Consider the following 17870-nt stretch of genomic DNA (forward strand, 5'->3'; position numbering starts at 1 on the left):
GTCCGCACACCGCTCGCTTTTGCCTGCCCGACGCATTGCATTGAAAGGACCTCACGGATGAACAAGCACCTCTATCGCATCGTCTTCAACCACGCCTTGGGTCTGTTTCAGGTGGTGTCGGAACTGGTCCGTCGCCCGGGACGTGGTGCATCGAAAGGCGATGCACCCGTGACGACAGCCACGGTGCGATCAGTCAGCCTGAGTCTGTGGGTGGCCTTTGGCTGGGTTGCTTTGGCGTCGGTCGCCACCGCCGGCCAGATCGTGACGGACCCGAACGCGCCAGGTAACCAACGTCCGACCGTGCTGGGTTCACCCGGTGCAGCACCGCTGATCAACATCACCACGCCCAGCAAGGCCGGCGTGAGCCGCAACACGTACAGCGATTTCAATGTCGATGGCGCTGGCGTCGTGCTCAACAACTCACGCACCAACACCACCACGCAGCTCGCCGGAACCGTGGCGGGCAATCCGTGGCTGGCGACAGGGACGGCCAAGGTCATCCTCAACGAAGTGACCGGCTCCAACCCGAGTGCGCTCCATGGCTACGTCGAAGTGGCCGGCGATCGCGCGCAGGTGATCATCGCCAACCCGGCCGGTATCAGCTGCGATGGCTGCGGCGTGATCAACGCCAATCGCTTCACCTTGACCACTGGCACGCCGGTGCTGAGCGGTGGCAACCTGGACGGCTACCGCGTCACGGGCGGCGCAGTGCAAATCGGCGCGAACGGCCTGGATGCCACGCGCGCCGACTACACCGACATCATCGCGCGCGCTGTGCAGGTGAACGGCAGCATCTGGTCGCCGCAATTGCAGGTGACCACCGGCACCAATCAGTTGAATGCCGAGCAGTCGCAAGTCACTGCCATCGCGGCCAATGGTGAGAAGCCCACGCTGGCGCTGGACGTCAGCGCGCTGGGCGGCATGTACGCGAACAAAATCGTCCTGCTGGGTACCGAAAACGGTGTCGGTGCGCGCAACGCCGGCACTATCGGCGCCAGCGCCGGCGACCTGATCGTCACCACCGAGGGACGTCTGGAAAACAGCGGCAGCCTGCAATCGCAGTCCAATACGCAGATCAATGCGGCGGGTGGCGTCACCAATGCTGGCACGATCAGCGCCACACGCGAACTCGCTCTGAGCACGCAGGCTGACGTCGACAACAGCAAGGGCACATTGAACGCCGCGCGCATCGCCGTCGATGCCGCCTCGCTGCGCAACGCCGGCGGCACGATCACGCAATCGGGCCCGCAAGGCATGACGCTGGATGCAGGCGCCCTCTCCAACCGCAACGGTGGGCGCATCGGTGCGGCGGAATCCGCTGCGACTGGCTCGACGGACGCGCCATCCGATGGATCGGCAAGCGGCCAGAGTGGCGGCACCGCCGGAAATACCAGCACTAACGGCGATAACACCGCATCTGGCGGTGGCAGTGCTTCTATCACGCCGATCGTCCCGCTGGCCGACGGCATCCTGCATATCAGCGGCCTGCTCGACAACGATGGCGGCCGCATCAGCGCGGCGGCCGGCTTTGATCTTGCCAGTAGCGCCGGCCTCGCCAACGACGGCGGCCAACTGGAGCTGCGCAAGCTCAACCTGACCGGCGGCAACCTGAGCAACCAAGGCGGCACCCTGCTGATCGATGGCGCCTCCGCCATCCATGCGAATCAGATCAACAACGATGCAGGCAAATTGACCTTCGCCAGCGCAGTGGCGATGGACGCCCAAAGCCTGTCCAACCGCAGCGGCACGCTCACACTGGCCGACAGCGCGCCGATGACGCTGAGCGTGGCCGGGACGCTGGACAATACCAATGGCACGCTTGCCACCAACGCCACGCAGTTTGCGCTCTACAGCGGCACGCTCATCAATGAGCACGGCACGATCAACCATGCCGGTAGCGACGGCCTCTCGCTGAGCTCTGGCGATTGGTACGGCGCTGGCGGGACCGTCGTTACCGGTGGCAACGCCTCGGTCACCGCAGGCACGATGGATCATCAGGGCGCGATGCTGAGCGCCGCGCAACTGACGCTTCACGCCGCCAACCTCGACAACCGCGGCGGCGTCATCGTCACGGGCGGCGAGGCAAGCAATACGCTGCACATCAACGGCACCTTGGACAATGGCGACAAAGGCACTATCGAGACCAACGGCGATCTGGCCATCACGGCCACAACCCTGGGCAATGCCAGTGGCACCATTCAACAGGCCGGCACCACTCAAGGCGGCTCAGCCGGCACGCTAGCCATTCAGGCGATCACCTTGAACGGCCACGGCGGCACGCTCGCCACCAATGGCACCCTCGCCCTCAGCGGTACGACGACGGACCTACGCAATGGCACCACCTATGCGCATACGGTGGCCATCGATACCGGCACGCTCACCACGGCCGGTGGCACGCTACAAGCCATCGGCGATAGCGCCATGGTCGTGCGCGCCGGCGGCGCATGGGACAACAGCGATGGCAAGGTCGCCACCAACGGTGCACTGACGGTTAATGCAGGCGTCCTCGACAACACGCGGGGCACACTCAGCGCGGCCGGATCGGACGCCACTCAGCTCACGATCGCCCATACCTTCACCAACACCGACGGCAACCTCGCCAGCATGGGCGCCACCGCCGTGCACGCGGGCGCGTTGCTCAATCGGGGCGGCACGATCCAGGCGGCCGGTGCGCCGCTTATGATCACCGCCGATGCCCTACTGGACAACAGCGCGCACGGCGTACTGACCAGCAATGGCGACCTTACCGTCACCGCATCCACGCTCGACAACACCCAGGGCACGATCGCCCATGCCGGCACGGGGGCGCTAACGATCGCCGTCGCCACGCTCAACGGCCAGAACGGCCGCATCGCCAGCAACGGCGCCCTGACCCTCACGGGCAACACCACCGACCTGCGCGATGGCACCACTTACGCGCAGTCCATCGCCATCGACACGGGCACGCTCACCACCGCAGGCGGCAGCCTGCAAGCGCTGGGCACCGATCCGCTGATGCTCCACGTCCGCAACACGCTGGACAACACCGGCGGCACCATCGTCGGCAATGGCGCACTCGCTCTCGATGCAGGAGCACTGAGCAATCGAAACGGGCAGCTCATGGCTGCAGGTGCGAACGCCTCCTACCTGCGCGTAGCAGGCCTGTTCGACAACACCCGCGGCAAGCTGGGCGCGACGGGCGCGACGACGCTGCATGCCGGTGCGCTCGATAACACCGACGGGACGATCCAGGCCGTCACCTCCCAGGGTGGCTCAGGCACGGATGCGTTCAATGTCACCGTGGATGGCCAGCTCATCAATGAGCGTGGCGCGCTGCAAACCAATGCTGCGCTCGACCTGACCGCTGGTGCACTCAGCAACCACAGCGGCACGATTCAAGCGCAACAAGCCATCACGGCTCACATTGCGCGCACGCTCGACAATACGGCCGGCTTGATGGTGGCCGGCGGCAATCTCGACGTGCAGGCGCAAACCCTGCTGAACCGAGACACGGTCATCACGGGCCCTGCCGCTGCGGCGACCGGTCTTTACGGTCAGCGCGTGACGCTCGATACCACGACATTCGACAACACCCATGGCCAGGTGCAGGCGCGCGATGCGCTAAGCCTGATGGGTACCTCGCTCACCAATGCGGGCGGCGTTCTCGACGGGAGCGGTACGGTCAGCCTCAGCGGCGCCACACTGGACAATACCGGCGGCCAGGTGATCCAGCGCGGCGACGACGGCGCCCTCTTGCTCAAGCTCAGCCAGGGGCTAACCAATACAGGCGGTGGTTTGATCGGCGCCGAAGGCACCGCGGATCTTCGTACCGGCAGCCTCGACAACAGCGGCGGTACGACGTTCGCGCGCCACGACCTGCGCGTCAACACCGATGGCGACCTGCTCAACCGCGCTGGCGGTGTGCTCCAAACCCATGGCGCGCTCACGCTCAACGCTCAGGGCTCGCTCGACAACAGCGGCGGCAATATCGATGCCACGGGCACCGCCGCCATCAACGCCAAAAGCATCCCCAATGTGGACGGCCATATCCTCGCCGGCAGCAGTGACAACGCCGACGCGGCGTTGCAGATCACCGCCGGCAACACCATCGACAATCGCGGCGGCACCATCGGCAACCGGGGTGGCGACATCACCCTCACCGCCGCCAGCATCGACAACAGCAGCAGCGGCACGCTGGTAGCCCAACGCGACCTCAACCTCGATGCCGTCGGTGCGTTGAACAATGCCGACGGCACTGTCGTGGGCACGCACAACCTCAGTTACCAGAATGGAAACGCCACCCTCGACAACAGCGGTGGCAAGCTCGGCGCCAACGGCACCGCCTCGCTCACGCTTGGGACGCTCACCAACACCGGCGGTCGCGTGCAGGCGGATACCCTGTGGCTCACCACGCCCATCCTCAACAACAATGGCGGTGATATCGGGGCGAATGCCATACACGCCACGCTGACGACACTCAACGGGCTCGGCACGCTACATGGCACCGACTTGCTCGATGCCCATTTCCTCAGCGACTACACCCATGTGGCGGGTCAGCAGCTGCAAAGCGATGGCGTACTGGCACTCACAGTGGATGGCACGCTCACCAACCAAGGCACCCTGGAGACGCAAGGCAGCTTGCAGGTCACTGCGGCCAACCTGATCAACCAGGGCACGATTAACGCCAGCAACGGCGATGGTACGGCCAAGGCAAATCTCTCAGCGGCGGGCCTGATCGACAACCAAACCGGCGCCTCGATCGCAGGTGACACGCTGACGCTCAACGCCACGGATGTCACCAACACCAGTGCCCAGGGCATCACGGGCGATGTGGTGCAGATCAACGCCAACACCCTGACCAACGGCCGCGACCTGGGCACCGCCGATGCGGCCATGACTTACGGCGAAGGTTTCATCGGCGCCTCGCAATACCTGGACCTGCGCATCGGTCAGCGGTTGGCCAATCTGGACGGTGACATTTTCAGTGGCGGTGATCTCAGCGTCGCGGGCCGCGCCGACGGCACGCGCGTCGCCACGCTGGACAACGTCTCCGGGCGTATCCAAGCCGATGGCAACGGCAGTATCGCGGCGGACCTCATCAACAATCGCCGTCGATTCGTGGAGACCGAGCAGTACGCGCTCAGCCCCGCCGAGCAGTTTGCGTTGAATTCGGAACGACAGTACGACGCCGTCTACGCGTCGTTGAGCGCGGCGGAGCAGCAAGCGCTGGCGAATATGGGGCGCACTCCGCCGCAGCCTTCCGGGCTCTCCTTCGCCGATGAGCGCGCCCTGTTCGCCAAACTGGGTTGGGTGCACGTCGACGATGTCGCTGCGATCGATCCCGCGCTGAAAGCAGGCCTGGATGCGGTCTATCGGCAAGGCGCCATCAAGAACTGGAACGGCCTCGATGGCTACTACATCGGCCCGGTGGCCGCCGACGTCAAACAGTTCGATACCTACCTCACAGGCACGCGGGTAGCGCGCGAAAGCGCCGACAGTCAGATCTTGACCGGTGGAACCTTGTCGATCGACCTGGGGCAACACCTGACCAATGTCGCATCGACCATAGCGGCCACCGGCGATCTGAACATCGACGGCATCGCCTACAACGGCACACCCGATGCGCGCATCGACAACATCGCCGTGGCGGGCGCGTATACCGGCGAGCGCGCGACCACGGCATGGACGCGGGAAGGTGCGCCTGCAACCTTCCTGTACAAGGACGGCCGCTGGCTCAGCAATCCGGCGGCGAAGGAATCAGCGTCCGTCACCCAGAACATGACCTTCGCCGGCCCCGTTCTCGCGGCCGCCACCATCACTGGTCGCAATGTATCGATCAGCGGCCACGACATCACCAATACCGCCGTGCAAGCCACGGGCGGCATCATCGCCCTGACCGATAAGGACCTCAGCGGCCCTGAGAGCACCAGCCTCGGCACCGCAACCATCGCGCAGGCCGGAAACACCGGCCCCATGCAAGGCGCCCGAGGCAATGCCGTGAGCAACGCTGGCACGGTAGCCGGCAGCGGCGCGCAAGCCGTCAGTACTGCCAATTCTCCCCTGCCCAGCTACGTGCCGCCCTCCAGCGGCAAGTACAGCCAGAACGGCGACCCCAGCGCACCGTTTTTGGTGAACACGGCGCCGCGCTTTGCCAAAGGCCCGGTCACCAGCTCGGACTACCTGCTGCGCGCGCTCGGCGATGACCCCACCAACATTCACAAGCGCCTGGGCGACGGCTACTACGAGCAGAACCTCGTGCTCGACCAGCTCCTGCAACTCACCGGCCGCCGCACCTTGAACGGCGGCGACGGCCTGTCCCAATACACCGCGCTCATGGACAGCGCCGCTGCCGAAGCCAGCCAACTGGGCCTGCAACTAGGCGCGCCGCTCACCACCGGCCAGATCGCCGCGCTGTCCTCGGACATCGTGTGGCTGGTCGATCAAGTCGTAAACGGCGAGCATGTGCTGGTGCCGGTGGTGTACCTGAGCAAAGCGACGGCCGATCGCCTGAAGAGCGACGGCGCGCTCATCGCCGGCGATACCGTCAACGTCAAGGCCAGCGGCACGCTGCGCAATGACGGCACCATCACCGGCACGCAAGGCACCAGCCTCAGCGCAGATACGCTGATCAACCGCGGGGCGATCAACGGTGGCCAGGCGCTCAGCATCGCCACCGCACACGACACCATCAATCAAGGCACGCTCAGCGGCCATGCCATCGGCATCCTGGCCGGCGGCAGCGTCGTCAACGGGCCGGTCTTCGATGGCGTCGCTGCGCGCGGTGGCGTGATCAGCGCCGGCACCGGCGGCGTGCAGATCGTCGCCGCGAACGACGTGATCAACCAAGGCAAGATCGCCAGCCAAGGTGACGGCGTCATCGTCGCGGGCCGTGACTATGTGCAGAACGCCGCCGTGTCACCAGGCACCGCCCATGCCGCCGCCGGCAGCCTCAGCACCGCCGGCAGCGCCGCCGTCATCGCCGGCCGCGATGCCCTCTTCGATCAAAGCACGGTCAACGCGGGCCAGGTCGCGTACATCGAAGCAGGCCGCGATGCGCACTTCACCGCCGCCACCGTGAGCGGCGGCACCGGGCTGGCCGTCAAGGCTGGCCAAGACATCATCAGCGACGCCGTCACCGATCATGCGGTCTCGACCAACTACACCAAGCAAGGCAAAAATTGGTCGAGCACGGTCACCACCGAAGACACGGTCCGCGGCAGCACGTTCACATCCGGTGGCGACGCCACCATGCAGGCGGGGCGTGATATCAGCCTCACTGCGGCGATTGTCAAAGGCGATGGCATCGTGGGCCTCGTGGCGGAACGGGACATCAATCTTGGCGCTGGCCAAAACAGCCTTACCGAAACCACTGATAGTTTCAGTAAGCACGTCAAAACCAAAACCACCACGCACAGCGAAATTGAAGACACCACGACAGTAAGCACGACCATCAGTGGCTCGAAGGGCGTGGCAATGAGTGCCGGGCAAGATATCAACGCTGTCGCTGCCCATATTGCGAGTAGCGATGGCGCCGTGGCCCTGCATGCTGATCGCGATATCAACCTGCTCGCTGGCCAGAATGCGCGGGGCGAAACGGTCGAAACGCAGACGACCAAGAAGGGTTTCCTCAACAAGAAGGAAACCACCGTTCATGACGCGACCTATGACACCACCGCCGTAGGCACCACGATCAGCGGCAAGGAAGGTATTGCGCTCGATGCCGGCCGCAATGTGTTGGGCATCGGCACCACCTTGGAAAGCAGCGCGGGTGGCATTGCCGTCACCGCCGGCGACCAAGTCGCCTTCCTTGCAGCGGCCAACACACACGACACCGATCACAGTGAAAAAGTGCGCCGCTCGGGCGTCGAGTGGGTTCCGAACCCCAAGCAAGGCACGCAAAAGAAGGAAACCATCACCAGCACGGTGACCGCCGTAGGCAGCACGCTGGATGCTGCCGGCCCCATCGTCGTGGTCAGCGGCGGCGATCAAACCTATCAGGCAGCCAACATCACGAGCGACACCGGCACGGCCATGATCAGCGGCGGCGCCATCAACTTCGTCACCGCGACCAATAGCGAGACGTATCAACGCGATTCAAGCAAGCATAACGTCGCCTATCAAGCGCAGGACCATCGACTGCAAGTGGATACGACCGAGCAGCAGACCTCCATTACGGGTCCGGTAGCGATGGCAGCGGCTGATGGCATCACCATTGGCGTCGGACAGAACCAAGGCGAAACGCTCGATGAGGCGATTGCACGAGCGAGTCAGAAGGGCTCAGGTACCGGCTGGATTGCCGATATGCAAGGCCAAGACAAGGTGAGCTTTCAGAACATTAATGAACAACATATCGATGAACACCAGCACCATGAAGGGCTGACCCAGGCGGCCGCCACCGTAGTGGTGGTAGCGGCATCCGTCATGACGGCGGGCGCCGCCAGTGCTGCAGTCGGTAGCGCTGCCGGGGCGACCGCGGGCTCCGGTACGGCCTTCGCCGCCGCCGGTAGCGGCGTGGCCGCTGGCATGGGCAACGCCGTCGTGACCGGCGTCATCGTTGGCGGCGTGGGCGGCGGCGTGAATGCCGCCGTACAAGGCAACGACTGGAAACAAGGCGCACTGAATGGTGCTGTCAGCGGCGGCATCAGCGCCGGCCTTTTCTATGAAGCAGGAAGCATCGCGGGCAGCAACCGCTGGGTTGATGGCAGCTGGCAGAAAGTCGGGCTGCACATGGCTGCGGGCGGCACCAGTAGCGCCCTTACCGGTGGCAACTTCTGGAATGGCGCGATCAGCGCAGGCTTTGCCGAAGGTACCACTCCCTACTTGAAAGACTTGCCTGGTGGATCGTGGGGCCAAGCCGGAGGCGCGGCAGCTTCAGGCGCAGCGGCTTCGTGGCTCAGCGGCGGCGATGCGGGCCAAGGCGCCCTTAGTGGTCTTGCGGGATATCTGTTTAACCGACAGCTCCACCCCGAAGAGAAAGAACAGGCAGAAAAGCTCGCTTCCGAAAGTGATGGGCGTTATACAGCAGCTCAAATCGAAGATGCGATGAGAGCGAGTCCGAACGCAGCTCTGGGGGAATCCACGCAAACAGGCTTCCTTGTCAACGTGAATGATTCAGCCGGCATCTACGACGTGAATGCGCCGTGGTCATTGCAGGCCAGTCCAAATGGGCAAGACCAATTCTTGATGCAGCAACTTCCGAGCAACGTCAACCCAGGACTCGCGGACTACATCACCGCCAATACGGGTGGTGCAACTTCACCCTACTCTTGGACAAACGACCAACTCGGCGTCACAACCGCCAAGGAGCCTTACATACCGTATTTGGCAATTGTGCCGGACTACCTGTCATTGAGTGGCAACGCTTTCGGTATAGGCGGAGCGCTAGCCCTAAACATGCACACCGGGCAGCTCTATATGGGTGGCTCTGCAAGCGCACCGCTGATACCGGGAGGAAGCCTCGCCGCGGGTTGGCTACCCACGAACCTAGGGGAGAGCTCAAATGCAAGCGCCAGCAATACGCGCGATTTCCTGACCGGTCAAAGTTCCAGCGGAACGCTCTGCGCCGTTCTGTGCGTTGGCGCAAATCACGCGGCAGGTGGCGGTACATCCATTGAAGTCGGCGGTGGCATCAAAGTTCCAGCGAAGGGGCCAAGCATATCTACGGGCGTAATGTCACCAGTAATCAGCCTACCCTTCACCCAGGGTGACAAGGGCATTCAGCAGCCGCGAAAGTGATGCCGCCTGCAATACGAGAGAGACAGTAAATCCGTTCCTTGATGAGCTACGAGAGCGACGATGAAGCATAGGTTTCTTGCAGCATTCTTGCTGCTCTGGCTAGCGCTACTGGCCTATAAGATTTTCAATCCGGCGGACAGAGACGGAGAATCATTTATCACCCAACTGTCTACGAAAAACATTGGCTACATCGTCCTTCGTCCTACTGACGGTGACTCACCTATCGGTCGCACAATAGAAATTAGAGACCAAGATCAACTCGGGAGATTCGTAGCTATGTGGAAGGGTGCGGATACTTTCCTTGCCAATCATCCAAAGGACATTTGGTCCGTTTCTGTGTCGTTCCACACAGACAAAGGTGCCTATGAGGGAACGATGCGAGCAACAAGCAACCAAGGGGTCATGTTTGACTTCCAGAAAGGCCCAACAGGATGGCCGGTTGCGTCCCAATACCGGCTGGGCGCATCCCGCGAGCAAGTCGAAACCACGTTAAGGTCACTTCGGTGACGGCATGTTTTGCCACCACGAGACCAGCCAGTAACGGGGTCCAGTAACGGGGTCAGGTTCACTTATCGGACCAACGGCAGAGATGTAAGTGAACCTGACCCCGTTATTCTTGACGGTGTACCGGTCGCCGGACCAAGTGCGGGAGGCTGGGATCCGCAAGCACGTGCCGGTGTCGAAATGGGCCTGCTCATTCCCTTCGCAGCACCTGCGGCAGGTGCTCTAGCAGCAACGGGTGCAGCGACCACTGTGCCCGCCATCGGTGCTTGGGGTGTCGATGCTTTAGCGGCGTATCGAGCAGCCACGGCTGGCTATTCAGTGGTTGCTGGGGCAGCAACTGGCGCAACCACCGCGGGCCTGACGTATACGGCTGGCGCGGCAAGTGGGGCCTATTTTGAAGCTCGGCAAGGAAACACGGATTTTGCGACCGCCTTCGATCAGCGATTCTCGTACTGGGGATTGGGGGGCGCGACTGCAGTTGGAGCCATCGGTGGTGCCTATCAAACGCAAATGCTTCAGTGGGCGAACATCGAAAAAAAACTACTGCCAAGCCTGCAGACTCCCGGTGGATGGGTAATTCGCGCCAATAAAGCAATAGCGGGCAATCTCGCAGGAAAGGCAACGCAAGCAGCTGTTGAGGAACGCCAACCGCAAGAAGATAAGAAAGCAATTAAGTGAGGAACAAAAATGTTTGATGAACTCATATCAGGTTTGTTTGGCGGGATCTTCGCTAAATCTTTTGCTCGATTTTTGCGAAAATTTTCTCTATTGGCGACCTTTTTAGCTACGTTGCTAATGGTCCACAGCGCTGCCTTCGTGATTGACCTATGGTCAAACGGATGGCGAGGGGCAATTGAGCACACAAGGACATTTGTACTGACTCCGGTTGGTATTTTTGTCCCCTTTGGGATCGCGCTTGCCGTGGCTTTCATAGTGTTTATCAACGCACCAAAAAAATGACTAGCCACAAAGCGAGATACGGAGTTTACCTTCAGGGCAACGGCGCCACAGCGAAAAAAAAGGTTGCAGCATAGATCACCACCGCTTATTGGCTACCCCGCCCCGCTTGTCGAAGCTGCGGCAAAGGATAACTCTCGACCAGGCCAGGGGCACAAGCTAACTCCGTAAGGCCCTACTCTCTTTCGAAACTTCGGTAGAGCACACACTATTGGACCCTCAATTCATATCGCTGTGCGTCAACGCGATCGCAGCTCTAACACGAAAGCTTAGACCATCCCTTCGCTATCCAGTCGTCTTCGCTTCATCTTATCTATTGTTCTCGGGCGGCGCTTTCGCATATCTGCTCCTTGTAAAAGGGCGCATTGAAGCATTGGCGGGAGCCCGATGGCTTCTCACAAATTCAACAGGAGTCCTCATCGGGACGGCAGTGGGTGTCGTGGCCACGTTGGCAGTCTGGCTTGTCTTCGTCCTTGATCCGAGCAGAAATAAAAGCCTATGACCACCCGCCGTGGGTAGCAACCAAGAAGCGAAGCAGGGATCAGCGCAGACTCTTCTGGAGAAAGTGCACTCTGACCCCCGTTTTGCTAATAAGGCTGCAATCAGCACGACATCGGGCAAGGCGGCGCAGGCTGCCGTCAAAGATAGTGAGCAAGAGACGAGCAAATAGGGAATGACATGTTGGATGGACTGATATCAGGCATTATAGGCGGGCTATTTGCTCAACCTATCGCACGCTTTCTTCGGCGATTCAAATTATCGGCAATTTTTTTTGTGACATGCCTCGCCACATTTGGTCTTTTATTTCTGGCCGGCGTGCCATTGCAAGGCTGGAAGGGAGCCGCATTCTCGCTTTTCACTAAAGACTTGTATCTATCTCTTTTCATTTCGGCGGGATTTGGTTTCGGCTTAGCAATTGTTATATGGATAATTTCACCAAATAGGCCGAAAGATAAGAAGTGAAAACCGTGGTTTCGATAAACCAGTAACGGGGTCAACCAGTAACGGGGTCAGGTTCACTTATCGGACCAACGGCAGAGATGTAAGTGAACCTGACCCCGTTATTGAGTCACTCCATGACTCAAGCGGAGGCATTGGCAAATGATTCCACTTCGCCAATTAATAGTAGTTATCTCTAGCTGCGTCCTATTTGCGGGATGCTCGCATTTACCGGGGAAGGTCAATAATAGCGGTGATGATTTTCGAGATAAGCGATGTACTGCAACGCTTCCTGCGAAATGGGGCATGCATGATCATCAGGGCCCTCTCTATAAGACGAGCCCTGATAATTCGAAAAGTGCAATCATCATGTCACTTAAGCCCCATAGCCCGTTGAGCTATCGCGACTTAACAAGACCATTACCCGATGCCCCATATCTCAATCCCGACCATGAGGTCATTATTGAAAATGGAGATCTGTTTGTAGTGCGCAGATCGTCAACTGAAAAAGACGTCCGTTGGACAATTTATTTGAACTCAGCTCACGTTTGCAGTTTGATGATAACTGCCCGCACGCCAGTTGACTACACGTCAGTTATTCGACCTATCCTCATGACACTACGCGAAGATGTCGACCTCCCGTAGTGTGCCGTCTACCTGGCAGCCAGTAACGGGGTCAGGTTCACTTACCGGACCAACGGCAGAGATGTAAGTGAACCTGACCCCGTTATCCCTCCTGGCTACAGGCTGGCATCGGCGACGAGGAAATTGCGGCCATACGATTGCACCTGAAGCAAGGCCGTGCACGGGGTGATCAGCGATTTCAGGCCATGGTTGAAAAGACGCTCGGCCAGGTCGCCGCCACGAGACCATCTGGTCGTCCGCCACGTGCGCGAGTCATCGGAAACTAGCGCCGACGAGCCCGAATTAACGACCTCCGGTCCATTTTCAGCATTCGCTTTGACTCCCTGTTTTCACCCATCAAGAGGCCCGAAGAGATGCCTTTTCAAAAGATAAATGAAGGCGGCGCACGAAACGATTCTGGAGTCGTTGTCCAAATCAAACACCCTGACTACCTGGAGTATATAAATGGCGACCATTCAGCATACATCTCTCTTGGATACGACAAAGAAATGAGGAAAATCTATGTATATGCCTCTGACTTGACTTGCTGGGCCCACCCCATCCCAGGAGAGCCAACAACGAAAAAGGAGAATGAAGAGATATGCAGTGATGTTAAAAATGCTGTCAGATTGCTGAAGGGACGGTTCATAATTTGTTGACGCGCGCGACCACGAAGGACCGCAAGAACGGGTGCCGCATGGCGGACTCAGGTTCACCTTTTGAGCCCAGGGCCAAAACATATGGGACCTGATCTCAATTTTCTTGTACATCAAGGATAAGAAATGAATTCTGATGAACTGATGTCCATATTAGAGAAACTACACATTCCACGCATTGCCTACGGCATACGAGAACTATCCGCGTGGGATGGATTCTGTATCCTTGAAGCGGAAGGTCAGTGGAGTCTCGCTTATAGCAGCAGAGGAAAGGTCACGGCTTCGATTCACTGCGAAAGCGAAAGTCAAGCATGTAAGTTGCTTTTGGAGAAGCTAAAGGGTGAGTTCTTCAAAGATGGAGGAATACTCAATACTCCAGAGCAGATGGAACGGACTTAGTTAATTCGACAAATGGCGATGGGACTCAACTACCTCCGTCCCGTTTGTCGTGTATGACGACGGGACTTAACTACTCCGCTCCGATTGTCGTGCACTTGTCCTCAATCAACGAGCGGACGATAAGCCCGAACTACGGACTTCGCCCTCTCCAAATCGTACCGCGCCTGAAGCGCCAGCCAGTAAAAGGCCGTGGTGTCGAAGGCGAGGGAAAGGCGAAGGGCGATCTTGGGGGTGATGGGGTGGGTGTCGGCGATGAAGGCTTTGACGTGGTTGGCGGGTATGCCGGTGCGACGGGCGAGTTGGGCGGGGTTGAGGGCGTTCGGGATCAGGTAGGCGTGCAGCAGGATGTCGCCGGGGGCTCGCAGGGGTTGCGAGGGGTCTACTTCCGAATGCGGGGTGAGCTGGATCAGTTCCATGGTGGTTCCTCCCTGTCGGACACGGCCGCGCAGCGGCTCAGGCGCTTACAGCGCTCCGTGTCAGTGAATGCTTGGCAGCTTTGTCGGTGATCGCCCGAGTGCGGCGCATCGCCATGCCGGCCGATGCGCTGCAAACGCGATCATCGGAGGCGTGTGGTGTTCACTCGAGGCTCGTCACCAAGCGGGCGGCCGTACTGCTGGAGGCAGTGGATGGCCGTGCCCAGGCTGGTCGTGACAGCCACGGGAAGCGGCCATGGCAGCGGCCTGCCGGGGAATCCACGTGCCTGGGCGAGGCGACATTGCTCGCTGTCGACACGCAGGCGCGTGAGGGCAAGGACTGCCAGAGCGATGTCACCACGAGTGCCACGACGCAGGGTTTCGGGCCATGCCACAGCTGTGGATGACGGGTCGCCGGGCGGAGGAGTGAGGGTGTCGTCAGGGGGAACGGACGAGCGAATGCGTACCGTATGATCGCGGATAGCCATGATCAACTCTCGACTAGTTGGTGATGGTTAGCGGGTCGTGCGTGTTGCTAGCACTCACGGCCCGCGCCTCATGACCTGGTGGTCATGCTCACCCGCGAGGCCTTGCAAGACGACAGCGCGAGTGACTGACCGACCCTAACAAGCAGGGTTGGTATCGTCTGTCAGGGATCGGTGAGATGGGTGTCCACCTGGGCGAGGCGGTGCGTGACGGCGCAAGGCCGGCCGAATGTCAGCACCATTCCCTCGCAAAAACCGCGGTCGGAGCCGGTTTTTCATCGTGCCGGCGCTAGTGCCTGGAAAAGTGCATGCCGACCCCGGTTTTGCCGCCGCATTGGAGACTTGCCATACTGCGTCCCACGGCGTTCCGAAGGCGCCCGGCCAGAGGCGGAGCTGGTTTGGGCTTGGGTCGTGAAGCGCGCGTGCGGTTCGCACTGCTACCTCAATGAGTGGCACATCGGACGGGGAGAACAGATATGGCCTCACCTCTGGCGGCGCCCGGCATCGGTTTCCATCCACGATGATGCCGGCGCGAATGGCTCGCTCTCTCCTGAAGGCGTTGCTTGCCCTGCTGCTGCTCCACGCGGCAACGCTGCACGCGCAGGAACTGGAACCGCGAACCTATTCGCCCTCCCCCATCGGCACGAACTTCCTGGGCCTGGCTTACAACCGCCTCACAGGCGACGTGCTGACCGATCCCTCGCTGCCCATCGCCAACGTGCAGGCGCAGATCAACACCGTCGCACTCGGTTATGTGCGCACTTTCGGATTGGCTGACCACACCGCCTCGCTGGGCGTCGTCATTCCTGGCGTCAGCGGCGACCTCAGTGGCAATGTGATCGATGCGCCCACTGCCATCCACCGCGAAGGCATGGGCGATGTGCGCCTGCGGTTTGCGTTCAATCTCGTGGGTAACCCGGCGATGTCCCCCGAGGAATTCGCCAAGCGCACGCCGGAGACGTCGATCGGTGTGAGCCTGACGATGTCCGCGCCTTCCGGGCAGTACACGTCATCCAGGCTGGTGAACATCGGCACCAACCGCTGGTCGTTCAAGCCCGAGATCGGACTGATGCAGCCGTGGGGCAACTGGTTCATCGAGGCGTCTGTCGGCGCATGGATCTTCACGACCAACCACGACTACTACGGCGGAAAAACCCGCAGCCAGGACCCGCTGATGACCGCCCAGTTGAACGGCGGCTACACCTTTGGCCCGGGGATGTGGCTTGCCGCCGCCATCGGCTACGCGACAGGCGGACGAACCAGCCTCAATGGCGTCGACGATGACAACCGACAATCCAACACCCGATACGGCCTGACGCTGTCTGTTCCTTTTGCTCGTGGCTGGTCGGCGAAGCTTGGGGTATCCAATGGACTGGTGACGCGCGTGGGTGGCGACTACAAGGGTATTTCCCTGGCTGTGCAGTATCACCGGTTTGATCATTGAGTTATTGGCTGCAAAAGAGCGCGCCATGACCAAGACACGTCCCGCTATGACGTCTTGATCAATGCATGGCTTGCTCGGCGCGCGCCTCGCCCAGCACCGCGCCACGTCGCCCGGGGGCCTGGATCAATGCAGCGCGGTACGCCTCTCGCGCCGCTGCGGCATCCCCTTGTAACAGCAGCAACTCGCCCAATTGCTCGCGTGCGGGAAGCGCCGGGCCAGGCGTTACCGGGCGCTTCTCAAGGCTATCTTCGCGATCGGCGGCGGATTGCAGCAGCGCCCTCGCCTGCTCGGCATGACCCATGGCCTGGCTCTGCCACGCGGAAACCTCGTCGGTGAGGATGGCCGTTTGGGTGGCCCAATAGTCATCACCAGCGTCACGCAGTTGCTTTTCAATCTGACGAAGTTGCGCGACTTCTGCACTGGCGTCCGCTTGGCGACCAGAGCGCGCAAGTCCAATGCCCTTGGACCAGACTGCAATGGCGAGGATGGAAGGTGATGCGCCAGCCATCGGCACCACCTGCGCCGCATCACTCCAGCGATGGCGCTCGACCGCGAGGCGTATGGGCATGATGGTGGCCGCATAAGCGGTCGCAAACTCGGTCGTGCCCTGCACGTGGAGTGCCTTCATCTCTTCAACCACACGCGCGGCATCCCCATCTTTTCCTTCCTGAAGATAGGCGTAGACGAGATAGTCCATGGCATGAAGCTCGCCCATCGTATCGCCATGCCGATGTGCGGATTCCTTCGAGGCAAGATTGGACTGGATCGAATCGTCCCATAGGCCAAGGCGGGTGAAGATATGCGAAGGCATGTGCAGCGCGTGGGGTGCTGAAGGAGCGATCTTCGCGTACACGCGGGCGGCCGGCAGGCCTTGCTCTGCCAGTTCTTCGCTGTCGCAGGCATGGATCATGTAGTGGGCAAGGCCCGGATGGTCGGGATGCGCGCGAAACAGCGGTTCCAGGATCGCGATGGCGCGCTTCTGTTTCGCGTGGGTCTTGTCTGCAGGCGACGCGTTGGATAGCAGAGCCAGGGCGTAGAACACCTGCGCTTCCATATCCCTAGGATGGTCGCTGGCCACTTTCTCCATCGCCAGCTCGTAGGCTTCCGTCCTCTGGTTAGCCTTGAGCCCCGGAGCCGCCTGAAACAGTACATTGCCGGCGCGGATGAAGGCCGTTTCGCGTTCGGATGCCGCACCGAGCTCTACCGCCCGCCGCATGTCCCGCTGCGCCGGCCCAAAGGTCTCCGGTGGCAACGGTGGCGACCACACCGGATGAAAATGGGCCATCGCCAGCCCCCAATACGCCATGGCGCAATGCGGGTCCTTCTGCGCGATGGCCTGGAAGGCCTGCTCCGCTGGCGCATAGGCGAACGAATGCAGCAAGGCGATGGCGCGGTTGAATGGCGCCTGCTGCGATGGATCGCATGAGATCGGGAACGATACGTCTCCCAATTTTTCAGGGACGCCGTGATCGTGGGCCTCGTCCGCCAGCGCTGGCGAGGCGACCAGGACAAGCACATACAGAGCTCGCAACCATCGAGACATGGGCTACTCCCTGGAGTACGCAGGTATTGTGCATCACCGGCGGGCGGGAGTCTGTGTGCTGCACTCGGGCGTATGGCCTATTTCGTGGTTGGCGCGGGAGCGCAACCTCCTTTACGGCACGAGCCTGAGTCCTTCCCTTGTAGGAGCGCACCCTGTGCGCGACCGCGGCGCGGGAATGTACCGCTCCGTCAG

General features: G+C 60.9%; 8 protein-coding genes. 6 read left to right on the forward strand and 2 right to left on the reverse strand.

Annotated elements, in window-relative coordinates; translation table 11 throughout:
* Positions 1-57 precede the first annotated feature (57 nt).
* From Y882_RS13035 to Y882_RS20085, 5 genes are all read left to right on the forward strand, one after another.
* Positions 58-9714 (forward strand): two-partner secretion domain-containing protein, encoded by a 9657-nt coding sequence (locus Y882_RS13035; RefSeq protein WP_046972368.1) that lies wholly within the window; start codon positions 58-60, stop codon positions 9712-9714.
* Positions 9715-10398: 684 nt separating this feature from the next.
* Positions 10399-10896 carry a hypothetical protein gene (locus Y882_RS20070; RefSeq protein ID WP_156171463.1) on the forward strand — a complete coding sequence of 166 codons (498 nt, stop codon included), beginning with the start codon at positions 10399-10401 and terminating at the stop codon, positions 10894-10896.
* A gap of 9 nt (positions 10897-10905) precedes the next feature.
* Positions 10906-11178, forward strand: a complete 273-nt coding sequence (locus Y882_RS20075; protein ID WP_156171465.1) for a hypothetical protein — start codon at positions 10906-10908, stop codon at positions 11176-11178.
* A gap of 675 nt (positions 11179-11853) precedes the next feature.
* Positions 11854-12138 carry a hypothetical protein gene (locus Y882_RS20080; protein ID WP_156171467.1) on the forward strand — a complete coding sequence of 95 codons (285 nt, stop codon included), beginning with the start codon at positions 11854-11856 and terminating at the stop codon, positions 12136-12138.
* A 1382-nt stretch (positions 12139-13520) separates the two neighbouring features.
* Positions 13521-13793 carry a hypothetical protein gene (locus Y882_RS20085; protein ID WP_156171469.1) on the forward strand — a complete coding sequence of 91 codons (273 nt, stop codon included), beginning with the start codon at positions 13521-13523 and terminating at the stop codon, positions 13791-13793.
* 101 nt (positions 13794-13894) lie between these two features.
* Here the strand turns inward: Y882_RS20085 and Y882_RS13040 are convergent, their stop codons facing one another.
* Entirely contained in the window at positions 13895-14209 is a 315-nt protein-coding gene (locus Y882_RS13040) for a HigA family addiction module antitoxin (RefSeq protein WP_046972369.1), read from the reverse strand.
* Positions 14210-15226: 1017 nt separating this feature from the next.
* Here Y882_RS13040 and Y882_RS13045 point away from each other — a divergent pair.
* Positions 15227-16135, forward strand: a complete 909-nt coding sequence (locus Y882_RS13045; protein ID WP_046972370.1) for a transporter — start codon at positions 15227-15229, stop codon at positions 16133-16135.
* A 58-nt stretch (positions 16136-16193) separates the two neighbouring features.
* Here Y882_RS13045 and Y882_RS13050 read toward each other — a convergent pair whose 3' ends face one another.
* A complete protein-coding gene (locus Y882_RS13050; RefSeq protein ID WP_052949991.1) occupies positions 16194-17678 on the reverse strand; it encodes a tetratricopeptide repeat protein in 1485 nt (494 codons plus the stop codon).
* Positions 17679-17870: the final 192 nt, after the last annotated feature.

Origin of the sequence: Dyella japonica DSM 16301, assembly GCF_001010355.1 — a bacterium.
GTDB classification, from domain to species: Bacteria; Pseudomonadota; Gammaproteobacteria; order Xanthomonadales; family Rhodanobacteraceae; genus Dyella; species Dyella japonica.

Bases quoted from the DNA above. Each gene is read 5' to 3' on its own strand.
- Y882_RS20070 (WP_156171463.1), top strand. From the start codon at position 10,399: ATGGGCCTGCTCATTCCCTTCGCAGCACCTGCGGCAGGTGCTCTAGCA.
- Y882_RS13035 (WP_046972368.1), top strand. From the start codon at position 58: ATGAACAAGCACCTCTATCGCATCGTCTTCAACCACGCCTTGGGTCTG.
- Y882_RS13040 (WP_046972369.1), bottom strand. From the start codon at position 14,209: ATGGAACTGATCCAGCTCACCCCGCATTCGGAAGTAGACCCCTCGCAA.
- Y882_RS20085 (WP_156171469.1), top strand. From the start codon at position 13,521: ATGAATTCTGATGAACTGATGTCCATATTAGAGAAACTACACATTCCA.
- Y882_RS13050 (WP_052949991.1), bottom strand. From the start codon at position 17,678: ATGTCTCGATGGTTGCGAGCTCTGTATGTGCTTGTCCTGGTCGCCTCG.
- Y882_RS13045 (WP_046972370.1), top strand. From the start codon at position 15,227: ATGGCTCGCTCTCTCCTGAAGGCGTTGCTTGCCCTGCTGCTGCTCCAC.
- Y882_RS20080 (WP_156171467.1), top strand. From the start codon at position 11,854: ATGTTGGATGGACTGATATCAGGCATTATAGGCGGGCTATTTGCTCAA.
- Y882_RS20075 (WP_156171465.1), top strand. From the start codon at position 10,906: ATGTTTGATGAACTCATATCAGGTTTGTTTGGCGGGATCTTCGCTAAA.